16 protein-coding genes and 1 pseudogene are annotated in these 16,273 nt (G+C 70.2%); 8 read left to right on the forward strand and 9 right to left on the reverse strand.

All coding sequences use genetic code 11. The features are described 5' to 3' along the window. Positions 1-87: 87 nt before the first annotated feature. Positions 88-666 (reverse strand): TetR/AcrR family transcriptional regulator, encoded by a 579-nt coding sequence (locus tag ACQPZZ_RS18150; protein WP_432933533.1) that lies wholly within the window; start codon positions 664-666, stop codon positions 88-90. A gap of 114 nt (positions 667-780) precedes the next feature. Between ACQPZZ_RS18150 and ACQPZZ_RS18155 the strand changes: the two genes are divergently transcribed. After that, a complete protein-coding gene (locus tag ACQPZZ_RS18155; protein ID WP_432933535.1) occupies positions 781-1,860 on the forward strand; it encodes an amidohydrolase family protein in 1,080 nt (359 codons plus the stop codon). 185 nt (positions 1,861-2,045) lie between these two features. Here the strand turns inward: ACQPZZ_RS18155 and ACQPZZ_RS18160 are convergent, their stop codons facing one another. Beyond that, entirely contained in the window at positions 2,046-2,417 is a 372-nt protein-coding gene (locus ACQPZZ_RS18160) for a MerR family transcriptional regulator (protein WP_432933537.1), read from the reverse strand. Positions 2,418-2,557: 140 nt separating this feature from the next. Between ACQPZZ_RS18160 and ACQPZZ_RS18165 the strand changes: the two genes are divergently transcribed. Then, positions 2,558-2,893, forward strand: a complete 336-nt coding sequence (locus tag ACQPZZ_RS18165; RefSeq protein WP_204052833.1) for an EthD domain-containing protein — start codon at positions 2,558-2,560, stop codon at positions 2,891-2,893. Positions 2,894-3,013: 120 nt separating this feature from the next. Here the strand turns inward: ACQPZZ_RS18165 and ACQPZZ_RS18170 are convergent, their stop codons facing one another. The 4 genes from ACQPZZ_RS18170 to ACQPZZ_RS18185 form a co-directional block, all read right to left on the reverse strand. Further along, on the reverse strand, positions 3,014-4,498 hold the full coding sequence (locus tag ACQPZZ_RS18170; protein WP_432933539.1) for an NAD(P)/FAD-dependent oxidoreductase: 1,485 nt from the start codon (positions 4,496-4,498) through the stop codon (positions 3,014-3,016). 22 nt (positions 4,499-4,520) lie between these two features. After that, positions 4,521-4,832, reverse strand: a complete 312-nt coding sequence (locus ACQPZZ_RS18175) for a PqqD family protein (protein WP_432933541.1) — start codon at positions 4,830-4,832, stop codon at positions 4,521-4,523. Between the two features lie 11 nt (positions 4,833-4,843). Next, positions 4,844-6,307, reverse strand: a complete 1,464-nt coding sequence (gene stsB, locus ACQPZZ_RS18180; protein WP_432933543.1) for a StsB family radical SAM/SPASM domain sactipeptide maturase — start codon at positions 6,305-6,307, stop codon at positions 4,844-4,846. A gap of 83 nt (positions 6,308-6,390) precedes the next feature. Next, positions 6,391-6,666 carry a StsA-related sactipeptide RiPP gene (locus tag ACQPZZ_RS18185; protein WP_363637332.1) on the reverse strand — a complete coding sequence of 92 codons (276 nt, stop codon included), beginning with the start codon at positions 6,664-6,666 and terminating at the stop codon, positions 6,391-6,393. A gap of 214 nt (positions 6,667-6,880) precedes the next feature. Between ACQPZZ_RS18185 and ACQPZZ_RS18190 the strand changes: the two genes are divergently transcribed. Together ACQPZZ_RS18190 and ACQPZZ_RS18195 are read left to right on the forward strand one after the other, a co-directional pair. Then, entirely contained in the window at positions 6,881-7,489 is a 609-nt protein-coding gene (locus tag ACQPZZ_RS18190; RefSeq protein WP_432933546.1) for a ClpP family protease, read from the forward strand. Beyond that, the gene (locus tag ACQPZZ_RS18195; protein WP_363637336.1) at positions 7,486-8,082 is read left to right on the forward strand and encodes a ClpP family protease; all 597 of its coding nucleotides are present in this window, start codon (positions 7,486-7,488) and stop codon (positions 8,080-8,082) included. The genes ACQPZZ_RS18190 and ACQPZZ_RS18195 overlap by 4 nt, the downstream gene beginning before the upstream one ends. Positions 8,083-8,085: 3 nt before the next feature. On the opposite strand, the gene ACQPZZ_RS18200 is transcribed toward ACQPZZ_RS18195, so the two are convergent. Beyond that, positions 8,086-8,463 (reverse strand): helix-turn-helix domain-containing protein, encoded by a 378-nt coding sequence (locus tag ACQPZZ_RS18200; RefSeq protein WP_363637338.1) that lies wholly within the window; start codon positions 8,461-8,463, stop codon positions 8,086-8,088. Between the two features lie 250 nt (positions 8,464-8,713). Between ACQPZZ_RS18200 and ACQPZZ_RS18205 the strand changes: the two genes are divergently transcribed. After that, complete coding sequence (locus ACQPZZ_RS18205; protein ID WP_432933549.1) at positions 8,714-11,047, forward strand: SCO7613 C-terminal domain-containing membrane protein; 2,334 nt, start codon at positions 8,714-8,716, stop codon at positions 11,045-11,047. A gap of 21 nt (positions 11,048-11,068) precedes the next feature. On the opposite strand, the gene ACQPZZ_RS18210 is transcribed toward ACQPZZ_RS18205, so the two are convergent. Both ACQPZZ_RS18210 and ACQPZZ_RS18215 read right to left on the reverse strand, forming a co-directional pair. Then, positions 11,069-11,806, reverse strand: a complete 738-nt coding sequence (locus tag ACQPZZ_RS18210; RefSeq protein ID WP_432933551.1) for a helix-turn-helix domain-containing protein — start codon at positions 11,804-11,806, stop codon at positions 11,069-11,071. A gap of 118 nt (positions 11,807-11,924) precedes the next feature. Continuing rightward, a pseudogene (locus ACQPZZ_RS18215) lies at positions 11,925-12,539 on the reverse strand (phosphorothioated DNA-binding restriction endonuclease); the annotation flags it as partial. Positions 12,540-12,651: 112 nt separating this feature from the next. Between ACQPZZ_RS18215 and ACQPZZ_RS18220 the strand changes: the two are divergent. From ACQPZZ_RS18220 to ACQPZZ_RS18230, 3 genes are all read left to right on the forward strand, one after another. After that, on the forward strand, positions 12,652-13,191 hold the full coding sequence (locus ACQPZZ_RS18220; RefSeq protein ID WP_432933553.1) for an RNA 2'-phosphotransferase: 540 nt from the start codon (positions 12,652-12,654) through the stop codon (positions 13,189-13,191). 94 nt (positions 13,192-13,285) lie between these two features. Continuing rightward, positions 13,286-15,394: a hypothetical protein gene (locus ACQPZZ_RS18225; RefSeq protein ID WP_432933555.1), complete on the forward strand. Its 2,109-nt coding sequence runs from the start codon at positions 13,286-13,288 to the stop codon at positions 15,392-15,394. 295 nt (positions 15,395-15,689) lie between these two features. Further along, positions 15,690-16,250, forward strand: coding sequence for a hypothetical protein (locus tag ACQPZZ_RS18230; RefSeq protein ID WP_432933557.1), 561 nt, complete (start codon positions 15,690-15,692; stop codon positions 16,248-16,250). The last annotated feature ends 23 nt before the right edge of the window (positions 16,251-16,273 follow it).

The raw sequence follows: 16,273 nt of genomic DNA on the forward strand, positions 1-16,273 counted from the left end.
CGAAAGTCGGAGTGGTTCAAACGTGATCCACTCACAACGTGCACCGTTCATCTCGCACTGCCGCCCTGCGGGATGCCGGCCAGGGGGTCATGGCCTGGTCAGCGGAATGAGCACCTCATCGACGATGGAGGCGATCTCGCCGGAGTCCACGAGACCGCCCTCCCATGCCTGGAGGAGGATCACGCGTGGCCCGACTGAGACAATGCGCGGGGTGAGGCTGCGGGGTGCGGCTTCGCCGCGTTCGACCGCCTGGCGCAGGACGGACAGCAGTACTTCCTGGTGCGGGCGGATCACCAGCCGGTGGACCTGCTCGAACAGCTCGGGATGGCGGTGGCGGTGGGCGATGAGCGGGAGCAGCGCGCGGCCGCGCGGCTCGTCGAGCGCCCGTACGAAGTGCTCGAGCAGGGTGATCAGGTCATCGCGCAGCACGCCCGTGCCGGGCGGCGCCGGCGGGTCGCCGAAGCCGGTCGCGGGGTCGCTCAGCGCGGCGAGGACGAGTTCGGCCGGGGTGGACCAGCGCCGGTACAAGGCCGCTTTCCCGGTCCCGGCCGCGGAGGCGATCTTGTCGAACGTCAGCTCCTCGAAGCTGCTCCCGGCCAGTTCGCTCAGGACGGCCTGGAAGATCGCGGTGGTGAGCGCGTCTCCGCGGCGGCGGGTGGGACTCATGAGGACGGATATATCACGCTACTTCGCCGTGCTAGCCTCCATTAGTGAACAAAGTTGTTCCTTATTAGAGGTGGGTGACCCATGTCCAGTGATGGCAGGACAGCCTTACGCAATGTGCGGGTCTTCGATGGCGAGCGGCTCGGCGAGCCCCGCACCGTCGTCATCGACGGTGCGCTGATCGGCGACGATCCCGCAGGGGCGGAGGAGATCGACGCGGCGGGGGCGGCGCTGCTGCCCGGGCTGATCGACGCGCATGTCCACCTGCACGACCCCGGGAACCTGGCCGCCCTGGCCGCCTGGGGAGTGACGACCGGACTCGACATGGCCTGCTGGCCTACCGAGCGGGTGGCCTCGCTGCGCGAGACCGAGGGAGCGGCCGACTTCCGTACTGCCGGTCTGCCCGCGATCGGGCCGGGCGGCCACCACGCCCGCATGCCGGGAATGCCGCCGGAAGCCGTCATCCTGACGGCAGCCGATGCGCGGCGGCACGTCGAGGCGCGGGCGGCGGAAGGTGCCGACTACATCAAGGGCGTCGCCGAGGCTCCCGGCGAGGGCGGGCCGCCCGCGGACGCGCTGCGCGCGCTGGTGGAGGCGGCGTGCGAGTACGGGCTCAAGACGATCGTGCACGCCGCCACTCCGGGCGCCTACACGATGGCAGTGGAGTCGGGAGCGGAGTTCGTCACGCACACGCCGATCGCCGGCGGGATCAGGGCGCACGACGTGGCCGCGATGAGGACCGCCGGCCAGAGGTCCATCCCGACGATCACCATGATGGAGGCGTTGCTCACCGCCTTCGTGACCTCCGGCCCGCCGCCTGGGCGTGCCGACCACCTGGGGGAGGTGCTGGGCGACGTCGGCCGTCTGCACCGGGCCGGTGTTGAGATCCTCGCCGGGACGGACGCGAACGCTGAGTCGTCCGCACCGCTGCCCGTGCCCCACGGCGAGAGCCTGCATCACGAGTTCGAGCTGATGGCGCGGGCCGGAATGACGCCGGTGGAGATCCTGCGCTCGGCGACCGTGCTGCCCGCCCGCGCCTTCGGCCTGGCCGACCGGGGCGCCGTCCGGCCGGGCATGCGGGCCGACCTGTTGCTGGTCAACGGCGACCCGACCCGGGACATCACGGCCACCCGCGACATCCGCGCCGTCTGGTGCGCCGGTCACCCCGTCACTCCGGCCACCGCTCGCGAACCCTGAACCCTGAGCGGCTGCACGAACGGAGGTTCCGTAACCGCAGCGGCGTCGAGCGGATCGAGGCAGTACCGCCACACGCCGGCGACGGCCCCCGCAGTCGACAACGGCGCTCGACGTTCCGGTCGACCTCGACGGAACGGATCGACCGGTTTCCTGAAGGCCATGTCACCACTACCGCCCACCGTCACTCAACCAGCATCCGCTGCATTCGCCAGGAAGGACCGGTTGATCTCGATCAGGTGATCAAGCGCTTCCCTGGCGGCCATGAGGCTGTCGATCGTCGAGGTGAGGCGGGTTCGCTCATGGTTCATGACGGCCAAGGCATGCAGGGCCTTGGCCGTGGTGGGCTCCGACATGCAGGGGACCATCTGAGCGATGCTCATGGTGGACATGCCGGCGGCCAGGAATGTCTGAATCAGCGCCACCCGCTCGACGTGATCGTCGTTGTAGCACCGCTGGCCACTGGGCGATCTCGTGCTGACCAGCAGGCCCTGCTGCTCGTAATAGCGCAGCGATCGACGGCTTGCTCCTGTCCGGGCCGACAGCTCACCGATCCGCATCTCAACTCCTCGTGTGCATTGCGTCACAATGCCTTGCCCATGACATCGATGTGAGTGTTTAGCGTAATCCCGTAGCTCGCAACCCGGCGCCGGGGCAGGCGGTCGCCTCCCCCGTGCCGCGAGGACGAAGGAAGCAAAGCATGATCAAGTTCGCCTACATGATCAACCGTGTCGGGGGAATGACCCTCGAGGAATTCGTTGATTACCACCGAAACCACCACGCCCCATTGTTCGCCTCCATCCCGGAGGCGCGACGGTATGTGAAGAAGTACACCGTCTCTCACCCGGTCCCCGCCGACGGCTACCCGAGCCCCGGCTACGACGGCCTCACTGAGATCTGGTTCGAAACCTGGGCGGACCATGACGCCTTCTTCGGATCGAAGAATTACAAGGAGCTGCTGAACCCGGACGAAAGCAAGTTCATCGATTTGGATTCGGTGGTGGTCATGGTCACCGAAGAAAAGGTCGTGATCTGATACGCGCTGCAGGCGGAGCTGGACGACGAGGCGGAGCCTGTCGTCCAGCTCCGCAGCGAACGGCTCAGGACGCGACCGTCATGCTACTTATCTGCGTGATCGTCTTGGTGATTCCGGTGGTCAGCCTGTTGCACGTCCCGCCGAATCTCGGCTGGGCGTACCGCTCAGCGTGGTGGCGTACCGCGAGCGCAGCCACGCGGCCAGGGCGGGATACTGCCCGATCGCCTCCTCGCCGGTGAGGAGGGGCTCCGCCCGCCCGATCAGCACGCGGGCGATCTCCGACCTGTCCGGCGCGGTAGCGGGGGAAAGCAACGTCTGGAGGCCGAAGAACTCGGCGGCGAGTTTCGGGCTGCTCAGCTTCGCCTGGGCCAGGCGGGTGCGGATCTCGCGTTCGAAGGTGTTCGGCTCACGTCGCGGAGTCCCGTCGAGCCCCGCCCGTTCACCGGCCCCTGCGCGAGCCCTTGCGCCGGCCCCTGCGCCGGCCCGTTCACCGTCTGCCTCGATCGCCATGCGCCATGACTGCTCCGCCTCCGCCGCGAGGGCGGCCTGCAGCCCGGCGAACAGGGACGGCTCCATCCCGTGCCGTGCCAGTTCCTCGCGCAGCCTGAGCGCGCCCAGCGCGGCGACCGACATCCCGTGCGAGTGCACGGGGTTCACCGCGACGGCCGCGTCGCCGACGACGGCGAGACCGGCGGGCAGGGGCGCCCGTTCGAAGAACCGCCTCCTGTTGGCGGTGTCGCGGTAGGGCCGGACGGCGCCGAGGGGAGTGGCCTTCCCCATGAGGTCCGCCACGATCGGGTGCCGCAGCGAGCGCGCGAAGGCCGCGAAGCCATGCTCGTCCGTCGGCGGCTCGCCGCCCCTGGTGCCGGTCAGCGTGACGATCCACCGGCCGTCCTCGACAGGGAACAACGTCGCCCCCCGAGCCGGCCGCCCTTTCTCCGCCCCGGGGTGCAGCATGATGGCCGGAATCGTGGCGGCCAGGTCGCCGGGCGCCCGGTAGAGGCGCGTGGCGTAGGCCAGCCCGGTCGCGACCGACACCTCCTCGATGTCCCCGGCACCGATCTCGGCGAGCCACCGGGGTGACCGCGACCGGCGTCCCGTCGCGTCGACGACGAGGTCCGCGCGTACGGTCCCGGGCGGGGCGCCCCGCCGGCTGACCGAGACACCGGTGATCCTGGCCGTGTCCCCGGTGAGCCCGAGCGCCCGCGTGTCGTCCCAGACCTCGACATCGCCGCCGCCGAGCGCACGCCGCCGCACCACCTGGTCCAGCAGCCCTCGAGTGCAGGAGATCAGGTGGGCACCGGTGTGGAGACGGCGGAACCAGCCGTCGGCGGAGTAGATGAGGGCGTCGCCGGGGAGGTCCCGCAGGTTCGCGCCGCTCGCGAGCAGGGCGTCGACCGTTCCGGGCAGCAACGCGTCCAGCGCTCGCGCCCCGCCGGCCACGAGTACGTGGCTGTGGTGCGACTGCGGCAGCCCCCGCCGCGGGCGCGGACCGGACGGATAACGGTCGCCCTCGATCAGGATCACCTCGTCCGCGTGCCCGGCGAGCACGGTGGCGGCGAGCACGCCCGCGAGGCCACCCCCGAGGACGACCGCCCTGCTCACGGCACGAGGCCCGGCGAACGCGTCACGACGGTGACTCTTCCCCTGCCGCGGGCTCCTCGGCGGGGATCTCCTCGATGAGGCCCTGCTCGATCATGGAGCCGATGAACTCCTCGACGTCGGCCAGGATGCGCCTGCTCATCGCGGAGTTGCTGCCGGCGAACTCGCGGGAGAGCCTGAACATGACCGGCTCCCGTTCGCCGTCGCTCGCGACCAGCTTCCATATCCGGGAGCCGGTGTCGTTGAGGCTGTGGAAGTCGCCCGTCTCGGTGTTGTAGAGCGAGACGCCTTCCCCGGTCTCCTGCCAGATCACGGCCTCGCTGATCCGCAGTGACACACTGACCTCCTCTATATCGGCGTGATGGGAAGCAACTCGCCGACCCTGACGGTGCCGCGCGAGGGGGGAACGTAGGTCTTCCAGTCGTCGAAGACGGGGTGGACGTCGCCGTTGACGACCAGGCGGGGTGTCGTCATCGCGCGGTCGTCGGCGGCGAGCTCCGACGGGCTGACACCGGCCTCCAGCCACAGCTGCGTGGCGATGCCGTGCCGCAGGATCCGGCACTGGTGGCGGCTGTTGCGCCGCAGGTCTTTGGACTCGGCCATGTGCGCCGCCCGGCATCCGCCGCCGCAGGACGCCTTGATGTAGCACTTCGCGCAGTCGGCGTGGTAGTCGCCGCCGAGCACCGTGCTGGTGCGCATCCCGCGCAGGAGCGGCCCGGCGAAGATCTCCGACAGCGGCTGCCGCCGTACGTTGCCCGCGTGGTGTGACCGTCCGGTGACGAGCTTGCACGGATACACGTCGCCCAGCGAGTTGACGTAGATCTCGTTGCCGCCCATCCCGCAGTTGGCCTTCACCGAGCACGGCGTGATCGGCCTCGGGCCGTCCGGCAGCAGCTTGCCGGCGGCCGGAGACGTCCAGGTGATCCGCTGGATCCGCATGTGGTCTTCCCAGCCGAAGTCGTACTCGTCGGTCTCGCCCCGGCCCAGGTCGTTGTGGTACATCAACCGGATGCTGTGGACGTCGAGCCCCTCGGCGAACCTCGCGAAGTCCTCCAGCTCGTCCACGTTGTCTGAGGTGACGATGTGGTTGATGCGCGGCACCACACCGGCGTCGTTGAGCAGCCGCAGGGCGCGGTGGGTCCGGGCGAAGGAGCCGGCGCCGCGGGTGCGGTCGTGGGTCTCGGCCGTGCCGCCGTCGACGCTCACCGTGACCATGCCGAAAAGCTCGGCGAAGCGCCTGGCCTGCGCGGGCGTCCTGATCATCGTGGCGTTGGTGACGATGTTCGACGTCAGCCCGCTGTCGTTGGCGTGCTCCACGATCCGGAACAGGTCCTTGCGGAGCATGGGCTCGCCGCCGGTGAAGATCATGGTCGTGGCCCCGATGGCGGCGACCTGGGAGACCAGGTCGAGCGACTCGGCGGTGCTGAGCTCCCCGGGGAGGCACTTCTCCGATGAGGCGTAGCAGTACGGGCAGCGGAGGTTGCACCCGTCGGTGATCGCGTAATACACCTGGAGGAGCGCCGGCTCCTTGACGCTGAGCCTCGGACGGTTCCCGTTGTAGTAGACGATGCAGTTCAGGATGAGCTTGGCGAGGGCCCGATCGGTCTCGTCGGTCTCGTCGAGGGGGGCCGGCTCCCCGCCCGCCCCCGGGCGGGACAGGGCCGCCAGGACGGCGAACTCGCGCGCGTCGAGGACGCATCGGCCGCCCACCTGCGGGTTGACGACCAGGTACCTCTCGTCGTGCACGAAGTAGGTCAGGTCCGCCGGTACGTCGATCAACGAGCGGTTCCGGGCGAGTTGTCCAGGCATCATTCCCCTTTGCGCTCCCAGCCGCAGGTGCGGCCCCAGATTCTGTGGGCGACGCGCGGCCGGAGCCGCACCCGCGAACCTCCTGACTAGTTCGCCCCGGACCCGGAGCCCGACCAGGCCCCGCACAGGCACTTGCTCTCGACCGGAACGGTGTGGGCCTCCACCTCGGGCCGGGACCACTCGCCGCCGGTGCCGGCGTGCGCCAGCACACCGGGCAGCGCGGTGGGGAGCTTGTCCTTGAGCGAGATGAGCAGGTCGACTTCCTCCCGGGTCAAGGTGGCGAACGCCTCCTCGACCTCGGCGGCCAGCGGGCTGTTCAGAATGCCGGCTTCACGCAGAGCTTCCCTCGGATCGAAGGCCATGCCTTCACCTCTCTGTCTGACGGGAATGCGGTGTACGTCGAGTATGTGCAGGTGGGAAGTGGGTGAGACAACCCCACAAACGTGGGCTAGCCGCGATGCCGCTGGGTTATGGGCGTCGCGTGACCGCCAAGGGCCGGTGGGCGTGTGCCCGGATGTGTCTGCCCTCGGCAGACACATCGGCAGGTCGCGGGGTCACGGCGAATAGAAAAGCGTCATGAGTGTTTCACCGAGCGGGAGTTACCGGGACCGGCTGAACGAGAAGCTGTTCCATCAACGGACCCTGATGTTGACCGGAGAGGTCGACGACGAGATGGCCGAGCGGGTGTGCGCCGAGATGGTGTTGCTGGCCTCGGCGGATTCCGAGCGGGACATCATCCTGTACATCAATTCGCCGGGAGGGTCGGTGCTGGCCGGGCTGGCGATCTACGACACGATGAAGCTGGTGCCGAACGACGTGGTCACCGTCGCCCTGGGGATGGCGGCGAGCATGGGTCAGGTGCTGCTGGCGTCCGGCACCCACGGCAAGCGGATCAGCCTCGCACACAGCCGGATCATGATGCACCAGCCGTCGGCCGGCATCGGCGGCACGGCGATCGACATCTCGATCCAGGCGGAGAACCTCAAGTACATGAAGCGGCAGTCCGAGGAGATCCTCGCCGCGGAGACCGGACGCACGGTCGAGGAGATCGCCGCCGACAGTGACAGGGACCGCTGGTTCACCCCCGAACAGGCCCGCGACTACGGAATGATCGACGAGATCGTCGACTCCTTCCACGCCATCGCGCCGTACGCCGCTCCCAACCGGATGGGGTTCTCGTCATGAGCCAGTACACGATCCCGTATGTCATCGAGAAGACCCCGGTGGGGGAGCGGTCGTTCGACATCTTCAGCCGGCTGCTCAACGAGCGGATCATCTTCCTCGGCACGGAGATCGACGACGGCGTCGCCAACGTCGTGATGGCACAGTTGCTGCACCTGGAGGCGGAGAGCCCGGACCAGGAGATCAATCTGTACATCAACTCCCCGGGCGGCTCGTCGACCGCGATGCTCGCGATCTACGACACCATGCAGTTCATCCGCGCGAAGGTCGCGACGTACTGCATGGGCCAGGCGGCCTCCGCGGCCGCGGTGCTGTTCGCCGCCGGCGCCCCCGGACGGCGGTTCATGCTCGGCCACTCCCGCGTGCTGCTGCACCAGCCGTCCACGCAGGGGCAGGGCACCATCTCCGACCTGACCCTGCAGGCGGCCGAGGTGATGCGCATGCGCGCGCAGACGGAGGAGATCCTCAGCCGTCACACCGGGGTCGACGTCGCCCGGCTGCGCGAGGACACCGCCCGGGACCGCATCTTCGGCGCTCGCGAGGCCGTCGAGTACGGCCTCGCCGACGAGCTGATCTTCACCCGAGAGGCGCCGTAGCGCTCACGCCGCCAGCAGCTCCACCCGTGGCGTACGGGACGACCCGCGCGTCGCGAGCCGGCGCGACGCGCTGATCCGCCGGACGGCACGGGTGAGCAGCTGCTCGATCGGCAACCCGAGCGCGTCGCACACCGAATGCAACATCTCCGACGACGGCTCTTTGCGGCCGCGCTCGACCTCCGACAGATACTGCTTCGACATGCCCACCGCACGCGCCACGTCGTCGAGCGTGCGGTCCTGGTCCAGCCGCTCGTCGCGCAGGATCTCGCCGTACACCGTCCGCAGCAACGGGTCAGGGCCGTCGGGGATCGCCGGGTCGCGCTCCTTGGCGGCCCGGCGCGTCCGAATGTCGATGACCACCGATCGGCCCGAGACTGTCATGCTCGCAGTCTGGCACGTCCGGATCTCGGGCAGACCGCGTGTTCGCGGACAGCGTTCGTTACCAATGAGTAACTGAGTGGTCCGGCGCATGGCGGCGATGATCGGACTCGGGAATCCTGGTGGAATGCAACCCGGCGCACATCCCCGTTGTCCGGACTGCGGTGAGCCTCTCACCGGTCCCCCCGCGGTCTGCCCGGCCTGCGCGCTGCCGTTGCGAGGCGCTGTCGCCGGCGAACTATGGCGGGTCGACATGGCGCTCGCGGACCTCAGGACGCGTGAGGCGCAGCTGACGGCCAGGCGGAACGAACTTGTCGCGGCGTTGCGGACCGCCCGTACCGGGACTAACCGGGCAGAGGGCCACTCCGGCGCCCTGTCGTCACCGGCGCCGAGCCTTGGACGGCCGAGGGATCTGTCGGGGAAAGCGGTACAGAACCTGCTGCTGGCACTCGGCGGGCTCCTGCTGGTCGTCTCCGCGATCGTGTTCACGGCGGTGAGCTGGGGGCACCTCGGCATCGGGGGTCGGGCGGCGATTCTGCTCGGGTTGACCGGGCTCGTCCTCGCGGCCCCGATCCCGTTGCGGCGACGTGGCCTGGCCGCGACGGCGGAGACCCTGGCCATGCTCGGCCTGGCGCTGCTGTTCCTCGACGGCTACGCCGCCTGGCAGGTCGGGCTGGCCGGTCTCGACGCGATCCGTCCACAGCCTTACACGGCCGGACTCATCGGGGTCGTCGCCGTGGCCTTCGCGATCTATGGCCGGCTTGCCCGGCTCAGGTTGCCGATCCCCGTGGCTGTCGGGCTGATGCAACTTCCGCTCGCGGTGCCGGCGTTCGACGAGGGAGTCTTCTGGCTCGTCGCGGCCCTGCTCGCCACCGCTTGCGCCGACGCGACGGTCTGGCTGGCCGGGCGGTGGAGGATGGTGGCTGTCTGCTTCGGGTGCACGTGGCCGCTCGGCGTGGTTATCGGGCTCGCGGAGGCAGTGGACACGTACGAACCGCGTAGTGCCTGGCCGCTTTCCGGAGCGCTGATCGTCGCCGTGGTGGCGGGGCTGGTCGTCGCCGTCCGCGCGACGAGGCCGTGGTCGGTAGCGCTCACCGCCATCTCGGCGATCACGCTGATCACGGCGCTCGCGGTCCCCGCGCGCGTGGTGCTGGAGGGCCCTTGGGCCGTCGCGCCCGCGCCTCTCGCCGGGCTGGCCGTGACCGTGCTCGCCGTGCTGGCCTCCCGTACTGCGTCAGTGGTCACCGCGGCGGTCACTGCGGCGGTCACGGCCGCGATCGCCACAGCTCTGCTCTCGACACCGGTGGCGATGCCGGTGATCGTCACACTGGCTGGGCCGATGGCCGGACCACCGGACCGGGGCGGGGTCTGGAGCGGCATCGGGCCGCCCGACCTGGTCGTGCTCGCGGCGCTCGCACTCGTCTGTGCGGTGCTCGCGCTCTTCGTCGCCCGGCACGGCAGGACGGACGACGCCGTTTCGCGCGCCCGGCAACGTACGCTGATCGTTGCCGGGCTGGCGTTCGCCTCGGTGACCGTGGCCGTCTGTCCTGTCGCGCTCGGCCTGCCGTACCCGGCGGCGATAGCCGTGCAACTCGCGCTCGCTGTCAGCCTCGCCGCGATGTCGGCCAGGACCGCCCTGGTGAGCGTTCTGGCGCTCGCGGCCGCGCTGGAGGTGTGCGCGTGGGCGCTGGTGTCCGAGCCGGCCACGTTGGTCGTGCTGGGGGTCCTCGCCGTCACGGCCGCGGTGACCGTCCCCGTCGCCCGTACGCCGGCCGTACGCACCGGGGCCGCCGTGATGGCGACGCTGCTGTTCGGTGGTGAAGCGGTCGCGCTGTGGATCGCTGCCGGCCTTCAGCCGCGCTTCGTCACCTTCGTCCTCCTCGGAGTGGCCGCCGTAGCCATGGTCGTCGCGGCGCCGCCCAAGGCCGCCCTGCTCAAGGCGGGGCCTCGGGTGGCGGTGGAGATCACGGCGTACGCGCTCGTGTCGGCCGGTCTGCTCCTGGCTGTGGATCTGCCGATGTTCAGCCTGGCCTGCGCTGCGGCCGGCGTCCTGGCGATCGGTACGGCTCTACGGCCGGACCGGCGGGTGGCCGGATACGTCGGAACCGCCTTCCTGCTGTTGGCCGGCTGGACTCGGCTCCTGGCCGAGCGGGTCGAGCTGGTGGAGGCCTACACGGTGCCGTTCTCCCTGGTGCTGCTCGCGATCGGCCGGCGGCGGGCACGAGAGTCGTCGTCGTGGCCGGCCTACGGCGCGGGCCTGTCCTTCTCCCTCCTGCCGAGCCTCCTGGCGGTCTACGCGCAGCTCGGGGGCTGGATTCGCCCTTTGACACTGGGAGCCGCCTCGTTCGTGGTCCTGTTGCTCGGCGCGAGATCACGGCTCCAGGCGCCCGTGGCGCTCGGCGGGTTCACGCTGGCCGCGGTCGCCGTGCACGAGCTCGCGCCATGGATCGCGCAGCTTGTGACGGCCGTGCCTCGCTGGGTTCCGGTGGCGGCGGGAGGCATGGCGCTGGTCCTGATCGGGGCCACCTACGAGGCACGGCTGCAGGACGTCCGCCGGATGCGCGACGGCTTCCGGGGTTTGCGATAGCGGCGCCGCAGGCCGTCGGCGTCAGGGCGCGAGCCGGTGGCCGCCCAGGGAGATCTGCGTCTCGGGCACGGGAGCGAAGAAGTCGAAGTTGGGCGGCGGCCCGACCCGCCGTTCCAGGGTCTTCACCACGTGCCGGACGTCCTCGTTCGGGCCCGCGAGGTAGAGGGGCCTGCCGTCCTTGCCGAAGACGATGGCCGACTTGTCCTCCCACGCCCCGAGGTGGTCGGCCGCCCCGGCCAAGTCCGTGGCCGGCTCGAAGCCGAGGTCGCGCGCGTAGTCGACCGCGCCGAAGACGAGGTGCCGGACCAGGTCGAGCGGCGCCTCCCGCCACCCGTGCGCGTAGATCCTGAACCACTTGGGGAGGAAGCGGTGCAGCTCCACCTCGCTCATCACGTCGGGTCCGCGGGTGTGCTTGACGCCCAGGCAGTAGACGTCGACGAGGTAGGCGCAGACCGACAGCTTGTCCCAGCCGTGCCTGCGCGCCACCACCACGCTCACCGTGCCCGCGGTCTGCTGGCCGTCCGGAACGTCGTCCCCCCAGCCGTCCGTGCCCGGGACGCCCAGCCCTTCGCTCCAGCCGGCGTTGATCCAGCACCCGGCGAGCTCGGGCTCCGATGCCTTCGTGCTCGTCTGCTCGGCCACCGCCCGGACGTACGGCGCGACCGCCGCAGGCGACATGCCCAGCGCGCGGGCGATCTGCTTGGGGGAGTGGCCCTGTCCGCGGAGCTCGCGGACCTTCTCCAAGATCGAACTGTCCATAGGCCCGGAAGCCTATCGGCTCATGGACCAGGGGACGGCGCGCTGCCCCTACACGTGCTGGCCCTGCACGTGCTGCCCCTGCCGGGCGGGGGCGCGGAAGACCTGACGGCCGTGCCAGGCGATCATGCGCGGCGTCCAGACCGACCGCCATGCCGTCCAGCCACCCGTCGTAGGCGCAGAAGGCGCAACAGTATTCGTACGCCACGAGCACGCTCTCCCGGAACGCCGGATCCCGGCCGGGCCTGGGGGACGGCACGAGCTGTTCGGCGGCGGTGACCTGGTCGTGCAGATCGAGGCCGACGAAACGGCAGATGTCGGGGTGCAGGGACGGCTCGAAGTTGGCGTCCAGAAGGTGCCGCGCGAGCCGTACGACGAGGTGGGAGTCGTCGGTCAGGGCACGCAGCAGGTCGGGGTGGAGCCGCCCGGCGGCCTGGGCCTCCCGGAGGCGGCCGAGTTCGGAGCCGGGGCTGCCCGGTCCGTGCACGGTGTCGACGAGCCAGACGCCGTCGCTGGTGAGGTGATGGAACGGGTAACCCGGGCTGGTGTCCCGCGGCGGCCCGAACTCCTTGAGCAGTGCCTTGAGGTCCGCCTCGGCGGAGCCGAACGGGATCGGCCGGCCGCCTTCGCGCTGGAAGCGGCCGAGGGCGTAGAGCAGCAGAAGCGGCTTGTGCGGTGCCCGTTCGCCCTGCCGCGTCCAGCGCCGGATGTTCGCGACACGCTCGACCCAGTCCATGACCGGCACAATAGAGTGATCTTCACCTCGACGCGGCTCACTTCTCCTGCGCGGGTGCCGGATCGGATGCGAGCCGGTTCAACGGCGAGGCGGCGGGCACTGGAGGAGACCGATGGACGAACGGCGGTTGGTGCGGGTCTCGAAATACCTGGCCAAGCATCTGCGGCATCAGCCCGAGCGCATCGGCGTCGAGCTCGATCCGCATGGCTGGGTGGATGTCGGCGTGCTGCTGACGGCGGCGGCCGCGCACGGGTTCCCGATCTCGCGCGCCGAGCTGGAGCAGGTGGTCGCCGACAACGACAAGCGGCGGTACGTGATCGACGGCGATCGGATCCGGGCCAGCCAGGGGCACTCGGTGCCTGTCGACCTCGACCTGCCGGTGGTCGAGCCGCCCCCGTACCTCTATCACGGTACGGTCGCCCGGGCCCTGGACGCGATCCGCGCGGAAGGGCTGCGGCCGATGGCACGTCATCACGTCCATCTGTCGCCGGACCGGGAAACCGCCGCCCGCGTCGGCGCGCGCAGAGGGAAGCCGGTCGTGCTCGCAGTGGACGCGGGCGCGATGCACGCGGCCGGGCATCACTTCCGGGTGAGCGCCAACGGTGTCTGGCTGGTGGACCACGTCCCGCCCGGCTTCATCCGCTGGCGATGAGGCAGCCGGCGGACGGCTGCCTGCCCGTGAGAATCATCGGCAGGCGCCTCTTTTTCGGTGGCGAGCCGGGCATATCCATCCCTATCGTGCCTGCGTGGAAGATCTCATCATCGCCCGGCGCCTGCGCGTTCCCGTCGACGCTCTGGGGGAGGACGCGGCCGGGTGGGGCGGGGTGGCCGCCCGGCAGCTCGACGCGGCGCTGCTCAGCGTCGGCTTCACGTGCTCGCCGGCGTTGCTCGACCGCCTGGCGGGGCTGCCCGGCGAGCAGGTGATCGACCTCGGCGTGCGCGTCCTGGCCGCGGTACGCCGCCTGGTCGGCGACCACGTCGAACACAACGCCTACTTCATCGACTTTCCGAAAAACGTTCCGGACACTCTGGAGTTCTGGGCGGGGCTGCTACGCGAGGCCATGCTCGACCCGGTCGCCGCCGCCCGGATCCAGCCGGGCATCGTCAACCTGCTGGACCTGCCGCGATACGGCAGCTACCAGCACACCTACGCCGACCTGCTGACCGCGCACGCCGAGTTGGTCCCCCTGGCGAAAGACCGGGTGACAGTGCTGCAGCTGGGCGGGAGCCTGCGGGACGAAGCGCGAGACCTCTACCTCTCGCTGGCCGGCTCCGAGGTCCCGCTCGCCGCCGAGGACCTGGCCGCCCTGCGCGCGCTGGCCGCCTTCTGCGCCGACCTGCACGCCGACGACCAGCCCGGGCACGTCCCGGTACGAGAGAACCGGGCCGTCATCAACGAGGTGCGGCTGGCCGCCGGGCAGTCGCTGCTCGTCGACACCGTGACAGACGTGCTCCGGCTGGCCGCGCTCTGCTCCGACGGCGACGTCACCCTGGCCACCCCCACCCGCCTGCGCTCCTTCCGCCGCGTGGAACGCCGCATCCTGCTGGCCGCCCTGGACACCGTCCCTGCCGCCAAGCACGGGGACGTGCTCCGTCACCGGGAGCAGTGGAAACGGCTCGGCGAGCGACTGCACCCCCACGAGTACCCGCGGTTCCCCCGGGCGGCTGAGGTCTTCGACGTGGCCAGAGGCGTGCGCAAGGTGGCGAGCTTCGGCAGCCGCGTCGAGGCCGCGCTGGCCGCGGGCCGTACCGAAGAGGCCGTCTCGCTGCTGGAGCACACGCCCGGCGCGCTGCTGCGCCGTCTCGACCACCTGCTTCGCGCGGGCGGCGGCTCCGCCGTACTGGAGGCGGCGGAGAGGTCCGCCGCCCGCGCCTCCGGCCGGGTGCTGCTCTCCCTGCGCGAGCACCTGCAGAACCGGCTCGCTCCGGCGAACCGGGTCTTCACCAATCGGGCCGGCAGAGCGTGGACGACGCCCGACACCCGCGCCCCGCTCGACGAGGAGGCGCTCAACCGTACGCTCGCCATCCTGGACGAGGAGATCGGCCGCCGTCTGCCCGACCTCGGCGAGTTGACCGTCGACCCCGCCGTGCTCGACGTGGCGCTCCCTCTGTCGGGTAAGGCGGTGGCGCCCGGGCTGGGGATGCTGCCCCGCGGCTCGCTGTCGGCCGTGGACGGCGAGCTGCTCCGGTTCTTCGTGCACTGGCGCCAGGCCGAGCGGCGCACCGACTACGACCTGTCCGCGCTCATGCTCGACGCCGCCTATGACAAGCCGACCCACATCTCGTGGACGTCGTACACCAACGACTTCGCGACCTACTCGGGCGACCTCACCGAGGCCCCCGACGGAGCCTCGGAGTTCATCGACATACGTCTGTCCGGCGCCACCAAGCCGATCATCATCCCTCAGGTGCACGTCTTCGCCGGGGAGCGGTTCGACGAGGCCGAGGAGGCGTTCTTCGGCTACATGACCAGGGACGCCGCCCAGGAGGGCAGGCCGTTCGAACCGCGTACGGTGCGGATGAAGTCCGACCTGCGCGGGGCCGGCCGTGTCGCGCTGCCGCTCGTCTTCCTGCGCGGGGACGACGGCGCCTGGCGGGTGAAGTGGCTGCACCTTTACCTGCCGGGCCATCCGGCGTTCAACCAGGTGGAGGGCAACCGGGTCACCGCGTCGCTGCTCGTACGCTCGATCGTGGAGCGGGACTACCTCCGGGTCGGCTACCTGGCCGACCTGCTCCGGGCCAAGTCCACCTTGGGCGGGCCCGTCACGTACATCGGGCTTGAGGCGCCCGCCGACCTTCCGGAGGGGGCGCGGGTCTACACGCCCGCCACGCTGCACGAGCTGATCCCGGCCTGATAATCTTGCCCAGCGCGAGGCCATGGGAGGGCTTCCTTCTCACCTCTTTGGGAACCGGTCTGCCCGTACGGGCGCCGGTCTGGTTCCAGCTCTTCCGCTTTCCTCGCGCTCCGGCGGGTGAGGCCATTCGGTGGCTTCCTTCTCACCTGGTTCGATTCCAGGTAGGCCCATGGGCCTGCTGGTACATCTAGCCTCCGAGCCCTCCTCACCCGTCCGGCCGGCTCCCGGTAACAGTCTTGGCCCTCCCGTTCCCCGATCGCACGGAGAAACCAACTCCGGCCTCTCGAGCCCAGTGATGCTCCTGATCGTCGCGCCCGACGCGGCGATCGCCCGTTGGTGCGCCCGCCCCATCGGGCTGGGTCACCCCGGTATGGTGCTGACCCCGCTCGTCGTCGGGCCGGCCGAGGTCCCGGTGATCACCGACCCCGGCCGGGTGGCGGAGGACCTCGAACTCGCCGTACTGTCGGTGATCCATCATGCCGACACGCCGCAGGGCCCGGAGATCCTCGAAGCCCTTCTCACCGCGTTGCACAATCTCGATCGCGATCAGGCGGGTATGTACGCTGACATGGTGCGTGCTGCGCTGCCCGGGGAGATCTGGGATCACTTGGAGAGGCACTTGAAGACCGAGACCCACGAGTACCTGAGTGACTGGGCCCGCGACAACATCGCCAAAGGCAAGGCTGAAGGCAAGGCCGAGGCGATCTTGACTGTGCTGTCGGCCCGGGGCATCGAGGTGTCCGAGGATACTTCGGAGAAGATCCGTAGCTGTCACGACCTCGACCGACTGGCTGCCTGGCTCCGAGCGGCCGCCACGGCCGAGTCCTCTGACGCTCTGCTCGACGGCTTCTCCTGATGTCGTCCTGCGGTGCCGCGGCT

This window comes from Microbispora sp. CA-135349 (assembly GCF_050947365.1).
Taxonomy (GTDB): domain Bacteria; phylum Actinomycetota; class Actinomycetes; order Streptosporangiales; family Streptosporangiaceae; genus Microbispora.